The organism is Clostridium guangxiense (assembly GCF_021043395.1).
Lineage (GTDB): Bacteria > Bacillota > Clostridia > Clostridiales > Clostridiaceae > Clostridium_S > Clostridium_S guangxiense.
The window spans coordinates 30,117-48,295 of record NZ_JAJNKE010000033.1; the positions used below are offsets into that span (position 1 = coordinate 30,117).

Sequence of the window (18,179 nt, forward strand, 5' to 3'; positions counted from 1 at the left end):
TGGAAATTAATTTGTGGTAAAATAAATTAAGCTTTGGAGGTGGAAAGCATGTTCAAAAATAAATTGGGGACATTTTACATTGTATTAGGAATATTAAGTATTATTTATTTCATAGGATGTTTTATAACTTTCGGTTTTGCGATTAATTTTTCACCATTTTTTGCTTTAATAGGTGTTGTTTTTATAACTGTTGGAATTTTAAAATTAAAATTTAAAGGTAATATTTTAAAAGGGAGGTTTAGAAATATTTTGATCCTGTTTAGAGTATTAATTATAATATTTTTAATTTCATTTATTGCAATTGAAACTATGCTTATATATAATTCATTTGAAAAAAATAATAAAAAAGCTGATTTTGTTGTGATACTTGGAGCGGCAGTTAGAGGAAAGACTATGACATTAGCACTTTATCAGAGAATGGAAAAAGGACTTAAATACTTAAATGAATATCCTGATATTAAGGTTGTAGTTTCAGGAGGCAAGGGACCTGGAGAAGATATACCAGAAGCGGAGGCCATGAAAGAATTTTTACTTAAACAAGGTATAAGTGAAAAAAGAATAATTGTAGAGGACAAGTCAAGAAATACCATGGAAAACTTGAGAAATACGAAACAAATCCTTCAAAGATCATATGGAAAACGTGATTTTGAAATAGCATTAGTCACAAATAATTTTCACGTATTTAGAGCCAAAATGCTTGCACAAAGGTTTGGATTTAAAGTATACGGTATACCTGCGCCTATTCATCCAGGAATTATACTGAATTCATATGTGAGAGAGTATTTTGCGGTTATAAAATCATTTATATTTGATAGATAATATTTTTAGTATATAATATATATGCAATGAATAGTGAAAAGGAGACAGGTATTATGAAATTTAAAGCAATTGTAAGTAAAGTATTGGTTGGAGTTTTAGCAGCATCTTTCTTAGTATGTGCACCTTTAAAAAATGTTAGTGCAGATGCTTATAAAAGTGTTACTTTAGGAGGAGATTTAAGTGAGCAGCAAAAGGAAGACATGCTTAAATACTTTGGAGTAACCAAAGATGATGCAAATGTAATAGAAGTTAATATAGATGAGGAAAGAAAATATTTAGGAGATACTGCTTCTAAAAGCCAAATAGGAACGAAATCTATATCATGCTCATACGTGGATCCTACTAGCAGCGGTGGATTAAATGTAAGTACACATAATATATATTGGGTTAATGCAAATATGATAAAAAATGCTCTTATTACAGCAGGAATACAAAATGCAAATGTTGTAGCAGCGGCGCCATTTAATGTATCAGGTACAGCTGCGCTTACAGGAATATTAAAAGGTTTTGAAAGCAGCAAAAGTGGAAACAAGATAAGTGAAGCAAGCAAAGAAGCAGCCAACCAGGAATTGGTTACTACAGGTAATCTTGGACAAAAAATTGGTAAAGATAAAGCTGCTGGTTTAATGAATGAAGTTAAAAAAGAGGTAGTTGAAGAAAAGCCTAATGATAAAGCTGAAACTCAGAAGATAGTACAAAATGTGGTTAATAATTATAACTATAATTTAAGCAAAGATGATATTAGCAAAATTACTGATGTAATGGATAAGATAAATGGTTTAAACTTAAACTATAGTAAAATAAAAGGACAACTAAATGGTGTTGCAAACAAATTAGAGGGAGTCCTTAAAAGCGATGAGGCAAAAGGCTTCTTTAGCAAAGCTTGGAAGTCAATTAAAAACTTTTTCTCTAGTATCTTTGGATAAAATAAGAGAAGTAATACTATTTCGGGACGTTAAATAAAAGTCATAAATCTAAGGGGCTAAATCTTAAAATTTATTGACTTTTATTTAAATCATCCTCTCAATAGTATTGCTTCTATTGAACAGGAGATTAAGGAACATTCATTGTACTCTGCTTCAAGATTCATGTTGTTTCTTTTGTGCTTTCGTAGACTAGCTTTTTATAGTAGCCGTCTTCCTTCATAAGTTCGTTATGATTTCCCATTTCTAAAATCTCACCGTGCTTTAAAACTATTATCTTATGAGCATTTCTTATAGTTGAAAGTCTGTGTGCTATTACTAGGGTTGTCTTCTCCTTTGTAATGTTTTCTATAGCCCTTTGGATAAGTTTTTCAGTATGGGTATCTATGTTTGCAGTGGCTTCATCCAAAACAAAAATAGAAGGATCATGTGCTATGGCTCTTGCGAAAGATAATAACTGTCTTTGACCAGCAGAAAAGGTACTTCCTCTTTCCATAACAGGTTCGTGGATTTTGTTTGGCATCTTTTCGATAAATTTAGAGGAGTAAGAGTTCTTTACAGCTTTTTCTATTAAAGCATTATCTATTGAATCATTTAAAGTAATATTTTTTTCAATATCTCCAGAAAATAAAAATACATCTTGAAGAACAACAGCTACATTTCTTCTTAAATCTTCAAGTTTTATATTATTGATATTTATCCCATCAATTAATATTTCACCTTTTTGAACTTTATAGAATCCACTTATAAGGCTTATTATAGTTGTTTTTCCTGCACCTGTTTCGCCTACAAAGGCAGCAGTTTCACCTTTGTTTATGGTGAAGCTTAAGTTTTTAAGTATCCAGTCTGTGCCATTGTATGAAAACCATACGTTTTTAAATTCTACTTTTCCTTTCATGCGTTTCATAGGAATTCCATCATGAAGTTTTTCGAGAATAGGTTTTTGGTCTAGAAGTTCAAAAATTCTATCGGCGGATACTAAAGCAGATTGTATTGTAGTGTAACTGTCTGCAAGATCTGAAACAGGATCAAAAAACTGCCTTATATATGTTGTAAATGCATACAAAACTCCAATTTGAAGAGTGCCATTTGCAATTTTACTCATGCCGTACCAAATGATAATTGCTATTGAAAGATTTTGAAATACATTTGAAGCAGGTTTTAAAAAGCTATTAAGGAAAACTTGAAATAAAGTTGCATCAAAGTATTCATTGTTAAGTTTTAAAAATTCTTCTTTTTTCTCTTTTTCACCTCTAAAAATTTGAACAAGTCTCATTCCAGATATGTTTTCGGCCATAAAACCGTTTATCTTTCCAATTAGAGTTTTCATCACCTTAAAATTTTTTTTCACTTTAGTTCTTAAGGCAAATATTATAAAAAGCATAATAGGTATTACTGAAAAAGATACAAGAGATAATTTTACGTTCATTGAAAGCATTGCATATACAATTCCTATTAAAAGAAATATATCTTGAAATAAGCTTATTATTACATCTGTATACATTTCGCTTAAAGCTTCTACATCGTTTGTTGCTCTCGTTATAAGTCTTCCAGAAGAGGTTTTATCAAGGTAGGATAGGGGAAGAAGCTGTATTGTTTTAAATACACTGCTCCTTAGGGTTTTCATAATCATCTGTGCAGCTTTATTTATTAAGTTAGCCTCACTTATTGCAAAAAATCCACCGAGGGCTACTATTAAAAAATATAAAATTCCCATTGAAGTTATAGAATACAATCCAATTTGAGGCTTTTTAGCCACTAAGAAGTCATCTATTACTATTTTTAATATATAAGGTTTAAGTAAGTCAGCAGCATTTACTAAAAGTACACAAATGGCGGCAAGTACAATTTTTTTTGTATATGGTAGTGTAAGTTTTAAAAGCCTTTTAAAGCTTTTGATTTTAATAGGTTTCTGGTTTTGATTTTTCAGCTTTGAATTGCTCTTTGTAAATGCCATAGTATATACCTCCTTTGCTTAAAAGCTCATCATGAGTGCCATTTTCTGCTATGTGTCCCTCATCTAAAACTATTATTTCATCCGCATCTTTAACAGCAGAAAGTCTATGGGTAATTATAATTGCTGTTTTATCTTTTCTTATATCCTTTAAATTACTTAATATTTTAGTTTCAGTTACAGCATCTACAGCTGAGAGAGAATCATCTAGTATTAGAATTGAAGGATTTTTTATTATAGCTCTGGCAATAGATACTCTTTGCTTTTGACCTCCAGAAATATTTACTCCTCTTTCACCAAGAACTGTATTAAACTCGTTTGGAAAATCCATTATGCTTTTATATATACATGCTGCTTTAGCTGAATTCTCAATTTCTTCATCTTTATATATATCGTTAAAAAAGCTAATGTTTTCTTTTATACTTGCGGAAAATAGAAAGTTGTCTTGAGGAACATAACCAATGCTGCTTCTTATGGAATTAAGTGTGTAGTCATTTATATCAGTGCCATCAAAAAGTATTGTGCCATTTTCTACGTTATAAAGTTTTAAAAGCAAATTTGTTAAAGTTGTTTTTCCAGACCCGGTTTTACCAATTATGCCAATGGTAGAACCCTTTTTTATGATTAAGCTTATATTGTTTAAAACTTTTTTATCGGAGCCCGGATAAGAAAATGTTAGATTTTTAAGTTCAATATTTCCTTCAATGTCTTTTTCAATCATGGCCTTTCCATTAGTTACAGCGGGTTCCACTTTAAATATTTTATTTAATCTCTTTAGGGAAGCCATTCCTCTTTGAAAAACAATAATTACACGACCAATAGATATTACAGGCGCCATAATCATGGATATATATGTATTAAAAGCGACAAAATCTCCAAGAGAAGCTTGTCCCTTTAAAACCATATTTCCTCCTATGATTAAATTGAAAACAAAGCTTATACTGAAACATAGCTCAATTATTGGCGAAAGTGAAGATGAAATTCTAACCAGTTTTAAATTTGAATCCATCATTTTGTCGTTAAGTTCTTCAAAGTTTTTTACTTCTTTTTCTTCTTGAACATATGCTTTTATAACTCTTATTCCATTTATGTTTTCTTGTACCCTATCTGATATGTTTGCAAAATTCTCTTGAACCTTTCTAAATCTATGTTGAACCATTTTTCCTATTTTGAGCATCATAATTATTATAAAAGGTATAGGAGCAAGGCACATTATAGTTAGTTTAAAACTTATACTAGTTATCATAGAATAAATTGAAGAAATGCATATTACAAGACCATTTATTGACATAGCTGTTGCTGGACCAAAAGTCATTCTTACAGCAGAAATATCATTTATGGCATAGGCTATAAGGTTGCCTGTTTTTTCATTATTATAAAATTCTGGTGACAATTTTTGAAAGTGATCAAAAAGTTTTTCTCTTATATTATTTTCAAGCTTTCTTCCGCCGCCCATAACCATGTTTCTCCATATAAAAGTGCATACAAAAGTTGAAAAGGCAATTAAAACCATGTAGGTGATATTAAAGTTAACCATGCTGTTTTTAAAATTTCTGTTTTTCAAAATATCTATAGTATCCCCAAGTATTTTTGGAAATAAAGTTTGTATGTAGGAGGAAGCAATCATAAATATTAAACCTATGGAATATCTAAGTTTGTTCTTTTTAAAGAAATCAATTATTATATTTTCTTTCATATGGAATCTCCTTTTGTAAGGTTTTTTACAGAGTCCCTTTCAATCAAAAATCCATTTGTGGTTATGCTTTCATAGGGTTTTTGAGGATTATTAATTCTTTTTATGAGTAAATCTACAACAGTGTAACAGGAATGTTCTATGTTAATGTCTATAGTTGTAAGTGCAGGTATTGATAGGGAAGATATTTCTTGATTACCAATACCTATTATAGAAATATCCTCTGGAACCTTAAAATTATTTTCATGAAGAAGCTTTATTATTTTTAGTGCAATTAAATCTCCTTGGCACATAATTGCTGTAGGTCTATTTTTTAAGTTTAGAACTTTTAGTAAGTTTTTCTCTAGATCGTTAGCTTTTCTATCTATGAAAAAATCCATATTTATTTGAAGGTCATATTTATTCATAGCGGCTTTCATTCCTAGCATTTTTTCACCTAATATGTAGGAAGATAAATTTCCAACAAAACCTATGCGCCTGTGTCCATTGCTAAGTAAATATTTGCATTGTTTGTAGGCAGCATTGATGGCATTAAATCTAACAGTATCACAATCTAGGGAAGGTGAATAGCCTGCATATAAAGATTGATATTCTATTTTTGTTTTTAAAAAGGTTATATAATCTTCACTGAATCTCCCTATAAATAGTACTCCATCAAAAATATTTCCTTTTAAAATTTTACATGGGATTTCTTTTTTGCTTTGTTTATCTTTTGATACAAATTCTATACTATACTCAGCACCTCTATTTTGAAGTTCTGTTTCTATACATTGTAGCGTAAAATTAAAGTTAGGGTTATCTTGCAAATTTGTTTTTTCATGAAGAATTAAAATATTAACGTTATTTTTTGTCTTAGAGTAACCTAAATCTTTAGCTTTAAAAATTATTTTATCTCTAAGTTCTTTACTTACACCATCTTCGCCTCGTAATGCTCTACTAACTGTGATTGAAGATACATTCATGATTTTGGCTATATCAGAAATAGTTGTTTTTTTATGTTTCAATACGTTATATGCCTCCTTCTATATTAAAATTATATGTTAATTATAACTTTCTAAGTGCTTAAATTCAACGTTAAAAATAATTAAAATATAACGTTAAAAATGGCGATAATTAAAAAGATGTTGATATTAATGGTGTAGGCTTATTAATATTTATTTAAAATAAAGCTAAAAATTAAAAAAATATTAATGATTTTCATAGGTAAATATTAATGTTTATGCTTTAAAATACATTATATGGATATAATATAGTAATAGTGTAACTATAATCAATTTCATATATTGATATCATATGCAGTGAAACTTTTTTGGCGTCTAATATATCTAATATAAAGAAAAGTAAATTTTAATTAATATTAACGGGATTGCTCTATAATTACAAAGCAGTAAAGGGAGAATTATATGAAAAGTAAAATAATATGCTCGGTTATAGTACCCTTATATAATGAAGAAGCTGTAATTGAGGAAAGTTACAGAAGATTAAAGAGAGTAATGGAATGTACTAAGGATAATTATGAGATTATATTCATAAATGATGGAAGTATAGACAAAACAAAGTATATGGCAGAGGACATATGCAGAAAAGATGGGTGTATAAAACTCATTAATTTCTCTCGAAATTTTGGTCACCAGGCAGCTATAACAGCAGGTATGAATGAAGCTGTGGGAGAGGCAATTATAGTAATTGATGCAGATTTGCAAGATCCGCCTGAGGTTATACTACAAATGCTTGAAAAGTGGAAACAGGGATATGAGGTTGTATACGGTAAAAGAACAAAGAGAAATGGGGAAAAATTATTAAAGAAATTTACAGCAATGGTATTTTATAGATTGCTTAAGAAAATGACGAGTATAGATATACCTGTAGATACAGGAGATTTTAGGCTCATAGATAGAAAGGTTTGTGATGCACTAAATTCTCTGCCAGAGAAAAATAGATATGTGAGGGGCCTCGTAAGCTGGGTTGGGTATAAGCAGACTTTTGTTGAATTTACACGTCAGGAAAGATTTGCTGGAGAAACTAAATACCCATTAAAGAAAATGATTAAGTTGGCTTTTGATGGTATGACAGCTTTTTCATATGCTCCAATTACAATTATGAGTGGTTTAGGAGGAATCATATTTTTCATCGGATTGATTTCTACTGCTTATGTTTTAATAAAACATATATATTTGAATATAGCCATCTTAAGTTTAGGTTTAATAATGTCGATTAACCTTATTATGTTTGGATTAATATTTATTAGCATTGGAATTATGGGGGAATATATAGGAAGAATTTCAGATGAAACTAAGAGTAGACCAATGTATATAATAGATAGTAAGGTAAGCTGCAAAGATAAAATAAAGAAATACAAAGATGAAGAACCGTTGAAAGATAACGAAGTGTCATAAAGAACTTTATGTTGAAAGGATATTTAGTTAATGAAGTTAATATTAAAAAAATTAAATTATATAAAAAACAATTACTTAATTGAAGCGATAATTTTAACTATAATAGGAGTCATATTGTTAAATACGTTATTTATTTATCCCATAATTGGTAAAATGAACAATGGTGATTTTGATAGGCTTATGACTTATGGAGGAGTAAGTGAGATAGGTAAAAGTTATAAAGAAACTTATGATGGGTTTATGCACATTAAATATTTAATAAAAGATCCAGGTGTAATTTTGCCAGTTTACTGGGATTGGGTTTCTGTGGCAATACCTGTAAAGATAGCAGTAGTGCTTTCATTAGTTATGAGTGGGTTTAAATCAAATTTATTTGATATTAGATATTTAGCAGTTATCTATTCTACAATATTTTTAGCAGGAGTTTTTTTTATACTAAGATATAAAAGATTAACTAAAATCACCAAGCTTGCAGCAGGAATTTGTATTATTTTATTTTTTACTAGTACATGCTATATTGAATACTTCAATTCTTTTTACGGAGAAGCAGGTACAATAGTTTTTTTCTTTCTTAACATAGGTACTTATTTGCATTTGATAACTATGGAAAAACCTAAAATGAGAGATTTTATGTATTTTTTTATAGCTTCGGGTGCATTTTTAACCGCTAAATCACAAAATTTACCGTTATTTATTTTTATGCTTATTATATACGGATTCTTGTATTTTTATTATAAAGCACCAAGTTATAGACAAACTATTTTGATAGGATCCTTAGTGGTATTTATAGTTTGTTTTATTTCATATTTTTCATTGACGGACACAATTAAGGAGAATAATTTATTTCAGTCTGTTTTTACAGGGGTTCTCAGAGGATCTAAAACACCAGAAAGAGATTTAAAGGAACTTGGGTTGAATGAAAAGTTAGTCGTTTTTGATGGACATTCCTTCTATAATAAGAATAAAGGACTTGATCCGTTGGGTAAAACTATGATGAAAGAATTTTATCCCAATATTTCTAATTGGAAAATACTTGGATTTTATTTAAATAATCCTGATAGAATGTGGCAAAAAATAAATGATGCAGCTCATAGTGCCTATGTCTTTGGTAAGCCTAAAAGGTTTAATTTTGCAAAAAATCAATTTTATCCTGAAAAAAAAGTTAATAATTTTAGAATTGAACTTATAGATAAAATGCCAAATCTTCATCACAGTGTTTATGGTTATATAGTATTTTCTATAGTATACTTTATAATTTCGTTTCTATATTTTATAAAGAGCAAAGAAAGGGACATAAAACTTTTAAATTTAATGCTTATATTTATTCTTGTGTCTGGATCATCACAGTTCATTTTGCCAGTTATAGGAGCTGGACATGGTGATTTTAGCAAGCATTTATTTCTGCTTAATTTATCCTATGATATTATGTTTGGTGCTGCTTTATTGTGGTGCATACATGTTATTTTAAAGGCATTTTGCTATGTGAAACTTAAAATTAGTAGAGGATAACATTATATGAATAAAAAACTCAGCAGATGCTGAGTTTTTTATTACAATTATATTACAAATTAAATAAAAATTGATTACAATTATATATTTACATATTATACTATTTGATTTAAAATTAAGCTGTGATTTAAGCTTTGGTGGGATAAACATTTATTTAAAACATAGCCTAAAATTAAAATAAAATAACGAATTGGAGGGGGAAAAATGAGAGAAAGAGACAAGATGATGTTTATAAGAATTGCCATTCCAATAATAATTTTATTAGGTGCAATTTTAATAGATAAAATTATGAGCAATAGTATAGAAAATTTAGTTACATCACCTGTAAAATATGGAGTTTTACTTAAAAGGATATAAATTGATTTTAAATAGTTTTTGGGATTTTAGTATTATCTAATTTTCCATCTATTCCTATATAATAATGTGTAATTGGTTTTAAGTTATCATCAAGCTCATATATCAGTGGAATTCCAGTAGGAATGTTAAGGCTTGCTATGCCATCTCCTGGTATGTTATCTAAATACCTTACAAGTGCCCTTAGGGTATTTCCGTGAGCTGAGATTATAACTTTTTTATTGGCTTTTATATTAGGCACAATGTATTCATTCCAATAATCAAGAACTCTTTCTTGGGTATCGTCCAAATTTTCTGTAAGAGGAATTTCTTCCTTTTTTAAATCATGATATTTATATTCATTACCTGGATATCTTTTATCATTTATGTCAAGAGCAGGTGGTCTAACTTCTACAAACCTTCTCCACTTGTAAACCTGATCTTCTCCATATTTTTGTCGTGTTTCATCTTTATTTAAGCCTTGAAGAGCACCATAATGTCTCTCGTTTAGTTTCCATGACTTATAAACTGGTATCCATAGAAGATCCATTTCATACAGTATTATTTGTAGTGTTCTTATAGCTCTTTTTAATACAGAAGTGAATGCAACATCAAAAGTTAAATTATTACTTTTTAATATTTTACCGGCTTGATACGCTTCTGTGGCACCATCTACTGATAAATCTACATCTGTCCATCCTGTAAATTTGTTTTCTTTATTCCATTCGCTTTGACCGTGACGTACTAAAACAAGTTTTGTCATTTATATCACCATCCTTTGTTTTATTTACATAAGGATATTATTAGAAAAGTTTATGCTAATTATTCATAAGTTTTTACAAGAACTTAATAGCCTCATAATATACTTAGAATATAATTGAACAAAAGGCAATTATTGGAGCGACATATTTTATGATTTCTGAACCTTAGACTTATAGGATTTTTTAACGTTACGAAGCATTGTTACTTCGCGTTTTCTAACCACTTCATTGCCATGTTTGCATAAGTGGCTGAGCCTATGTATAATGGACTTTCATCAAATTGAGTTTTAGGATGATGATGAGGATAAATGTATCCATCAGTTGTTGAACCGGTAGTTAATCCTACCATTATACTTGGGATAAGTTCTGTTACATATCCAAAATCTTCAGAACCTGTCATTGTAGCATAGGTTCCATTTTCAGCTTTATCTGCATCTATTACCCTGTCATCTCCAACAAGAGAAGAAGTATAATCTTTAAAATTTTCAACAATATTTGCGTCATTTATCAAGGAAGGACAACAGCACGAATACTCAACTATAGCCTCTGCTCTAAAAGTTTTTGCTACAGAAGTTGCTATTTCTTCAAGACGTCTTTTTATAAAAGTTCTTGTTTCGTTGTTGAAAGTTCTTATAGTTCCACTTAAGAATGCAGTATCAGGAATAACATTAGAAGTATTTCCTCCATGTATTTGTCCAACTGTAATGGCAGCATTGTCTGCCGGTGCAAGCTCTCTTGCGTTTATACTTTCAAGTGCTATAAATATATGGGAAATGACGTTTAAAGGGTCTATAGTTAGATTAGGTGAAGAACTATGACCACCTTTTCCCTTTACTCTTATTGTGAACCAATCTGAAGCAGATGATATGATGCCAGCATGGCGTACCACTAAAAGACCTGAAGGAAATGGAGTTCCTGTGGCAACATGAATCATCATTGCAGCATCTACTTTTGGATTTTCAAGTACTCCAGCTTTAAGCATTGCTTGAGCACCTTTTATAGGTTCTTCGGCTGGCTGAAACATTAATTTTACTTTACCTTCAATTTCATTTTCGTGTTTCTTTAATAATTTAGCTGCTCCTAGAAGCATTGCAGTATGTAAATCATGACCACATGCATGCATATAATTTGTTTTCGATTTGAAAGGTTCATCAGTTTCCTCCACAATTGGGAGTGCATCCATATCTGCTCTCAATAAAAATGTTTTTCCTGGTTTTTTACCACCAGCAATAGCTACTATTCCAGATTTGCAAATTTCCTTTGGTTCATAGCCCATTTCAGTTAGCTTGTCCATTACATATTTTGTAGTGATTGGAAGGTCCATATCAATTTCTGCATTTTCATGTATATACCTTCTGTGTTCAATTAATAAGTTTTGAAGTTCTTTAGCTTCTTCTAGTAAGTTACTCATTAGTAATCCTCCTTGGCTAACAAATTATCAAAAATATATTATGACTTTTAAACATATGGTAGCGTAAAGTTGCATGATTTGTCAATATAATTTTTCACATAAATTATCTACTGAAAAGTTCAAGCATTTCTTCCTTTGTAAGCTTATTTATTGCATCGCTGTTTTTCAAATCTCCATTTATAACACTTTCTATTAATTCCTTTTTGCTTTCTTGAAGTAAAACAATCTTTTCTTCTATAGTTTCCCTTGCTACTAATTTAATTACATGAACCACATTTTTTTGACCAATTCTATGTGCTCTATCGGTTGCTTGATTTTCCACAGCGGGGTTCCACCAAGGGTCAAAGTGAATAACTGAACTTGCAGCAGTTAAATTTAAACCTGTACCTCCAGCTTTTAGTGATATTAAAAAAACAATTGGTTTACTTGAAGTATTAAATTTCTGTGTCAGGTTGATTCTTTCTTTTGGAGGAATAGATCCATCTAAATAAAGATATTCAATGCCTTTTTCTTTAAACAATTCACTTATTTTTTTTAGTACAGAGGTAAACTGAGAGAATAACAGAACTTTGTTATTAGAAGCTATTTGTTCTTCTAATAGTTCAATTACTATTTTAAATTTACCACTGCCGCCCGTGTAATCTGTAAGTACGAGGGATGGATCTAAACATATTTGTCTCAGCTTTATTAGATATGAGAAAATTTCTGTATTTTTATTAGTAGCGTTTTTTAATTTGTCTCTAACAGTTTTAATATAAGAGTTGTATATTAATTTTTGCATTGGTGTCATTTCTACAAGAATTTTCTCTTCTATTTTATCAGGTAGGTCCTTTATAACTTCTTTTTTAGTTCTTCTTAAAATAAAAGGTTTTATTAGAAGCTTTAAGTTTTCAAAGTTTCTTTCGAAATCATAAGCCAACTTTTTGTCGAAAATCTCTTTGGAATATAAATAGTCAGGCATTATGAAATCAAATATTGACCAAAGCTCAGATAAATTATTTTCAATAGGGGTTCCTGTAAGTGCAAATTTTATTTTTGCATTAATTTTTTTGACAGAAGTAGTTATTTGAGCAGATGAATTTTTTATATTTTGGGCCTCATCAATAATGCAGTAATCAAATTTTATATGTTTAAAATTTTCAATATTATTTCTTAGAGTACCATAAGTAGTTAAAATTACGTCATATTTATGCAAAGTTTCATACTTGAAACTGGTACCATGTGCAATTCCAACTTTTAATATTGGCGCAAATTTATTTATTTCTGCTTTCCAATTATAAAGAAGGGAAGTTGGAACAATTATTAGTGATATCTTTCCTAGCTCTGATAAAATAAAAGCTATAGTTTGTACTGTTTTTCCAAGTCCCATTTCATCAGCAAGAATACCACCAAGACCAAGCTTACTTAAATTTTTAAACCACCTAAAGCCACTAATTTGATAATCCCTAAGTGAGGCTTTTAAATTATTTGGAAGAGAAATTTTATCATAATTTAAACCATTTAGGTTGTTTTCTATATTTTTTAAAAGTTCTCTGCCTTTAAAATTTCGTATATTTAGTTTTTCAAAAGCTTCTGCTGCAAACATTGTTTTGTCTTTCTCTATACATAGATTATCATCTGCACTTAAAAAATCGATAAGTGTAATAAACTCTTTTATTTTAGGGTCTTCAAGATCAATTAATTTATTATCTTTACTTAAGTAAAATTTTTCATTGCACTTATAAGCTTTAAGCATATTTGAGAATTCAGGTGCTTTTATATCACCAATTCCACAATCTAAATTAAACGCATCATTTTTTTCGTATAAATTTACGTTAATATCTGCGCTGCTATATATTTGTAAATTGCTAAGGCCATTACCTAGAGATATACTACCAAGCTTGTATATGCCTTGATTTTTCTTTGATAAAATATTTAAAAAATCTTCATAGTCGCCATTAAAAAAGAATTCTTCTCCATGCCTTATAAAATTATAGTGTTCAAGTTTCATAATAAGCTTTGTCTCTTCATTAAAATTTCTTATGGAACTTATTTTGCTAGCACTTTTATCTAATATATTTACACCCGTATCATTATAATTTCCATAAGCCTTACAATAAATGTTTTCTTCAGCCTTGTAAATGAAAAATTTAAAGTTCAGTGTATTTGCGGCAAAACTTTTAACACCTTCAGTAAGGGTAATGTCATTTGATATATTGTGTAGTAAAACCATTAGAGCATTGTAATTTTTTAATGTTTTGTTATATACAATTTTTCCTTTTAACTTAAATTTATCATATAAGGGATTGTATTTTGAAAGCTGTTCTTTTGAAGGTAAATATAGTTTATCATTAAAAAAATACACTGATTTATCTTGAGTTAGAGGTATAGGCAATTTTTTATGAGTAGTTAATATAAAAAAATCATTTTCAGTTTTTAAAGTAAAACTAACGGGTAAGTTTGCTTTAACAACAGTAACCCCGTATTCTACACCATTATATTTAAATTGTATTTTTTTATTTTCAGCACATTTTAAAAATTCACTTAGCTTTTCAGGTTCAACTATAAGTGCTCTTCCTGAATCGGTTGTGTTTTTATGAGCATGCTGTTTTATAAAATTTAATATTTTTATGTCACTAGGTGCAATATCAAATTTTGAAGGATTGTATACAAATTGGTTGTTTAGGAAAAATGGTTTCATAAGTTTTAAACTTAAAATAAAATCTTTTAAGTCGGTAATCAAATATTTATGTTTTTCTTCTAATTTAAATTCAACTTTAAAATTAAGGATATTATTATTTAAAATAGAAATTATTTTTATGCCAATGTTTATGTGAGTTTTTTTACTTTCCATATTTGCAGTTCTTTTAATGTTACTTTTTTTATATACTGAATCAAAAAATTTGTATGCTGTTGCACTTAAATGAGGGCACATGAAATTATAGCCGTGTATAGAATTCTCTGTAAAATCATCACAGCTGCAATTTGTGCCTATTAGTTTTTTATTTAATAAATCTATTTTTATATGAGTTTTATAATGTGTAAAATTAATGCTATTTATTACATCACCATATATATGATATACATTATCTATTTTTCTACCCTTAATACTTGAAACTGCTCCATTAAGGAAAAGCTCTTTGCCATATTTTCTAATAACATTTGAAGAAGAGCATGAAATTATTTTTTTTAATTCTTCTAAATTCACTTTTTCACCACTTTCTAAAGAAAAATATCTTTATATTATAGCTTAACTTTAGTGCCATTTAAACTTATTTTATATGATATTATAAAAATAATGAACTTTTTTCTGATTTAATTGTCATACATAGTGTAGGGGGATGTTTTTGGAAGAAAAAGAACTTAGATTTATTAGAATTTTTTTAAACTGCTCCTTCATCATTGTTACTTCGATCACACGGTAGTGCAAGGAAAAAATTTCTCCGTACCTACGGAATTTTAGATTTAAACTTGTACAGTCCATATACAAATTTTTATAACAAAATAGATATTAAATAAACTGTTATCTATGATATAATTAAAAAATTAATAATGTATAATTTACGAATGAGAGATGAAGTAATATGAATAGCTATGATTTAAAACCAGATTGTGAAAAATGTTTTGGACTTTGCTGCGCTGCATTGTATTTTTCAGCTGCTGAAGGTTTTCCACAAGATAAGGTAGCAGGAAAGCCTTGCATTAATTTAAAAGAAGATTTCAGATGTAAGGTACACGAAAGTTTAAATAAAAAAGGACTTAAGGGTTGCATTTCTTATGAATGTCTTGGTGCAGGGCAGAAGGTATCTCAGGTTGCTTATGATGGGCATAGCTGGAGAGAAAAACCAGAAACTTCAAATGAAATGTTTGAGGTGTTTATCATTATGAGGCAGCTTCATGAAATGCTTTGGTATTTGACGGAAGCGTTTTTGCTGCAGGCTGATAATAATATGAAAGATCAGATAAATTATAAAATAGAAGAAATAGAAAAATTAACTCATTTAAGTGCAGAAGCAATTATAAAATTGGATTTAGTAACAATACGGGTAGGGGTTAATTCGCTGCTTTTTAAGACAAGCGAACTTATGCGAAAAAAGGCTGCTTATAATCAAAAAAACTCTTTAAAAGGCAAAAAAACTATTGCTGGAGGGCTAAATCTTATGGGAGCGGACCTCAGAAGAAAAAATCTTAGAGGTGCAGATTTAAGTGGTGCATACCTTATTGCAGCAAACTTAAAAGGGGTTGATTTAAGTTTTGCAGACCTTATTGGCGCAGATATGAGGGATGCTGATATAAGTGGAGCAAACCTTTCTAGGAGTATTTATCTAACGCAAGCTCAAGTTAATGCGGCTAAGGGGGATAGTGATACAAAATTACCTAAGTTACTTGTTAAACCAACTTATTGGTTAAAGCATCTTTAAAAAAGTAAATATATTTTTAAAATTTGTAACATAGGTTACCGATTAAAAGCTCATATAACAATATAATCTAACCATAGCAAATTAAAAAATTAATTTATATGGAGGTTACAAATATGAGTATGTTTTGTTATCAATGCCAGGAAGCAGCAGGCTGCAAAGGATGTACAGTTAGAGGAGTCTGTGGAAAGACAGAAGATTTAGCTAAATCACAGGATTTATTAATATATATTTTAAAGGGAATTTCAATATACAGCACTAAGGCAAGAGAAATTAACATTGTAAATAAAGATGTTGATAAATTTATAATGGAAAGCTTATTTGCTACTATAACTAATGCTAATTTTGATAGAAATATTTTTATAGATAGAATCAAAACAGGACTTTTGTTGAGAGAGCAAATTAAAAACCAGTATGTAAATGCGGGTGGAAAATTACCTCAGAATTCTACATGGGTAGAAAAAATGTTGAATATAGTAGGACTTAAAAAAGAAGAAGAAGCAAAACTTCCAGATGCAGCTGTTTGGCTTGCTAATAATGTAGAAGAATTTGATAAGAAGGCAGAAAAAGTAGGAGTTCTTGCAACTGAAAATGAGGATATAAGATCTTTAAGAGAACTTTTGACATATGGAGTTAAAGGCATGGCAGCGTACATTAAGCATGCAAATAACTTAAATTATAATGATGAGAACATACATGGTTTTATGCAAAAAGCACTAGCGGCAACTTTAGATGACACATTAGGAGCGGATGAATTAGTAGCATTAGTTTTAGAATGTGGCAAGTATGGCGTTGATGCAATGGCACTTTTAGATAAAGCTAATACAGAAACTTATGGAAATCCAGAAATAACAAAGGTTAATATAGGTGTTAGAAATAACCCTGGAATTTTAATAAGTGGACATGATTTGAAGGACATGGAGGAACTTTTAAAACAGACAGAAGGAACTGGAGTAGATGTTTACACTCATAGTGAAATGCTTCCTGCAAACTACTATCCTGCATTTAAGAAATACAGCCACTTTGTTGGAAACTATGGTAATGCATGGTGGAAACAAAATGAAGAATTTGAAAGCTTTAATGGACCAATACTCATGACTACAAACTGCATAGTTCCTCCAAAAGCATCTTATATAGATAGAATGTATACAACGGGGGTAACAGGATATCCAGGAGTAAAGCATATTGAAAATGGAGAACCAAAAGATTTCTCAGGAATAATAGAACAGGCTAAGAAATGTGCGCCACCAACTGAAATAGAAAAGGGAGAAATAATTGGAGGTTTTGCACACAATCAGGTTATAGCTTTAGCAGACAAGGTTGTAGAAGCTGTTAAATCTGGAGCAATAAAGAGATTTTACGTAATGGCAGGCTGTGATGGAAGAGCAAAGAGTAGAAATTACTACACAGAGTTTGCAGAAAAACTTCCAAAGGATGCAGTTATACTTACAGCAGGATGCGCTAAATATAAATACAATAAGTTAAACCTTGGAGATATAGGTGGAATTCCAAGAGTACTTGATGCAGGGCAATGTAATGACTCATATTCATTAGTTGTAATAGCACTTAAGCTTAAAGAAGTGTTTGGACTTTCAGATATAAATGAACTTCCTATAGCATACAACATAGCATGGTATGAGCAAAAAGCTGTAATAGTATTACTTGCACTATTATACCTTGGAGTTAAAAACATTCACCTTGGACCAACACTACCAGCATTCTTATCTCCAAATGTTGCTAAGGTTCTTGTAGATAACTTTGGAATTGGTGGAATAACTAATGTTGATGATGATATAAAAATGTTTGAAAATATTGCGAAGTAATAATGCTTTGTAACATTAAAAAGAATCCATAAATCTAAGGTAGAAAAATCACAAAATCCTAAGATATTTCAATAACTCGCTGGATGCTCGTGCGTCCAGCTAAGCTGGACTATACTAACTGGTGAAAGTCCAGTCAAGGTAATTGCCAAGAAGTCTTGTA

13 protein-coding genes are annotated in these 18,179 nt (G+C 29.8%); 7 read left to right on the forward strand and 6 right to left on the reverse strand.

Going from position 1 to position 18,179, the window contains the following annotated elements; translation table 11 throughout:
• The first annotated feature begins 48 nt into the window (after positions 1-48).
• Positions 49-819, forward strand: coding sequence for a YdcF family protein (locus LQK79_RS15970; protein ID WP_053242680.1), 771 nt, complete (start codon positions 49-51; stop codon positions 817-819).
• 53 nt (positions 820-872) lie between these two features.
• On the forward strand, positions 873-1,745 hold the full coding sequence (locus LQK79_RS15975; protein ID WP_053242681.1) for a DUF1002 domain-containing protein: 873 nt from the start codon (positions 873-875) through the stop codon (positions 1,743-1,745).
• Positions 1,746-1,905: 160 nt separating this feature from the next.
• On the opposite strand, the gene LQK79_RS15980 is transcribed toward LQK79_RS15975, so the two are convergent.
• From LQK79_RS15980 to LQK79_RS15990, 3 genes are read right to left on the reverse strand one after another with little or no spacing between them, the layout of a single operon-like run.
• Positions 1,906-3,699 carry an ABC transporter ATP-binding protein gene (locus LQK79_RS15980; RefSeq protein ID WP_231017167.1) on the reverse strand — a complete coding sequence of 598 codons (1,794 nt, stop codon included), beginning with the start codon at positions 3,697-3,699 and terminating at the stop codon, positions 1,906-1,908.
• Positions 3,644-5,392, reverse strand: a complete 1,749-nt coding sequence (locus tag LQK79_RS15985) for an ABC transporter ATP-binding protein (protein ID WP_231017168.1) — start codon at positions 5,390-5,392, stop codon at positions 3,644-3,646. Before LQK79_RS15985 ends, LQK79_RS15980 begins: the two co-directional genes overlap by 56 nt.
• Positions 5,389-6,393, reverse strand: a complete 1,005-nt coding sequence (locus tag LQK79_RS15990; protein WP_231017169.1) for a LacI family DNA-binding transcriptional regulator — start codon at positions 6,391-6,393, stop codon at positions 5,389-5,391. Before LQK79_RS15990 ends, LQK79_RS15985 begins: the two co-directional genes overlap by 4 nt.
• A 399-nt stretch (positions 6,394-6,792) precedes the next feature.
• Between LQK79_RS15990 and LQK79_RS15995 the strand changes: the two genes are divergently transcribed.
• The 3 genes from LQK79_RS15995 (at position 6,793) to LQK79_RS16005 (ending at position 9,651) form a co-directional block, all read left to right on the forward strand.
• Positions 6,793-7,785, forward strand: a complete 993-nt coding sequence (locus LQK79_RS15995; RefSeq protein WP_053242682.1) for a glycosyltransferase family 2 protein — start codon at positions 6,793-6,795, stop codon at positions 7,783-7,785.
• Positions 7,786-7,815: 30 nt separating this feature from the next.
• Positions 7,816-9,294 carry a glycan biosynthesis hexose transferase WsfD gene (gene wsfD, locus LQK79_RS16000; protein ID WP_231017170.1) on the forward strand — a complete coding sequence of 493 codons (1,479 nt, stop codon included), beginning with the start codon at positions 7,816-7,818 and terminating at the stop codon, positions 9,292-9,294.
• A 204-nt stretch (positions 9,295-9,498) separates the two neighbouring features.
• A complete protein-coding gene (locus LQK79_RS16005) occupies positions 9,499-9,651 on the forward strand; it encodes a hypothetical protein (protein WP_157055772.1) in 153 nt (50 codons plus the stop codon).
• A gap of 7 nt (positions 9,652-9,658) precedes the next feature.
• On the opposite strand, the gene gpmA is transcribed toward LQK79_RS16005, so the two are convergent.
• The 3 genes from gpmA to LQK79_RS16020 all read right to left on the reverse strand — a co-directional run bounded on the left by gpmA (position 9,659) and on the right by LQK79_RS16020 (position 14,986).
• Complete coding sequence (gene gpmA, locus LQK79_RS16010) at positions 9,659-10,390, reverse strand: 2,3-diphosphoglycerate-dependent phosphoglycerate mutase (protein ID WP_053242683.1); 732 nt, start codon at positions 10,388-10,390, stop codon at positions 9,659-9,661.
• A 200-nt stretch (positions 10,391-10,590) separates the two neighbouring features.
• Complete coding sequence (locus LQK79_RS16015) at positions 10,591-11,799, reverse strand: M20 metallopeptidase family protein (protein WP_231017171.1); 1,209 nt, start codon at positions 11,797-11,799, stop codon at positions 10,591-10,593.
• 103 nt (positions 11,800-11,902) lie between these two features.
• The gene (locus tag LQK79_RS16020) at positions 11,903-14,986 is read right to left on the reverse strand and encodes a DEAD/DEAH box helicase (RefSeq protein ID WP_231017172.1); all 3,084 of its coding nucleotides are present in this window, start codon (positions 14,984-14,986) and stop codon (positions 11,903-11,905) included.
• Between the two features lie 376 nt (positions 14,987-15,362).
• Between LQK79_RS16020 and LQK79_RS16025 the strand changes: the two genes are divergently transcribed.
• Both LQK79_RS16025 and hcp read left to right on the forward strand, forming a co-directional pair.
• Positions 15,363-16,199 (forward strand): pentapeptide repeat-containing protein, encoded by an 837-nt coding sequence (locus LQK79_RS16025; RefSeq protein WP_231017173.1) that lies wholly within the window; start codon positions 15,363-15,365, stop codon positions 16,197-16,199.
• Between the two features lie 113 nt (positions 16,200-16,312).
• Positions 16,313-18,019: a hydroxylamine reductase gene (gene hcp / locus LQK79_RS16030; protein WP_231017174.1), complete on the forward strand. Its 1,707-nt coding sequence runs from the start codon at positions 16,313-16,315 to the stop codon at positions 18,017-18,019.
• Positions 18,020-18,179 lie beyond the last annotated feature (160 nt).

Coding starts and splice junctions, on each gene's coding strand:
- LQK79_RS15985 (WP_231017168.1), bottom strand. CDS start 5,392: ATGAAAGAAAATATAATAATTGATTTCTTTAAAAAGAACAAACTTAGA.
- LQK79_RS15980 (WP_231017167.1), bottom strand. CDS start 3,699: ATGGCATTTACAAAGAGCAATTCAAAGCTGAAAAATCAAAACCAGAAA.
- gpmA (WP_053242683.1), bottom strand. CDS start 10,390: ATGACAAAACTTGTTTTAGTACGTCACGGTCAAAGCGAATGGAATAAA.
- LQK79_RS16005 (WP_157055772.1), top strand. CDS start 9,499: ATGAGAGAAAGAGACAAGATGATGTTTATAAGAATTGCCATTCCAATA.
- hcp (WP_231017174.1), top strand. CDS start 16,313: ATGAGTATGTTTTGTTATCAATGCCAGGAAGCAGCAGGCTGCAAAGGA.
- wsfD (WP_231017170.1), top strand. CDS start 7,816: ATGAAGTTAATATTAAAAAAATTAAATTATATAAAAAACAATTACTTA.
- LQK79_RS15975 (WP_053242681.1), top strand. CDS start 873: ATGAAATTTAAAGCAATTGTAAGTAAAGTATTGGTTGGAGTTTTAGCA.
- LQK79_RS15995 (WP_053242682.1), top strand. CDS start 6,793: ATGAAAAGTAAAATAATATGCTCGGTTATAGTACCCTTATATAATGAA.
- LQK79_RS15970 (WP_053242680.1), top strand. CDS start 49: ATGTTCAAAAATAAATTGGGGACATTTTACATTGTATTAGGAATATTA.
- LQK79_RS16015 (WP_231017171.1), bottom strand. CDS start 11,799: ATGAGTAACTTACTAGAAGAAGCTAAAGAACTTCAAAACTTATTAATT.
- LQK79_RS16025 (WP_231017173.1), top strand. CDS start 15,363: ATGAATAGCTATGATTTAAAACCAGATTGTGAAAAATGTTTTGGACTT.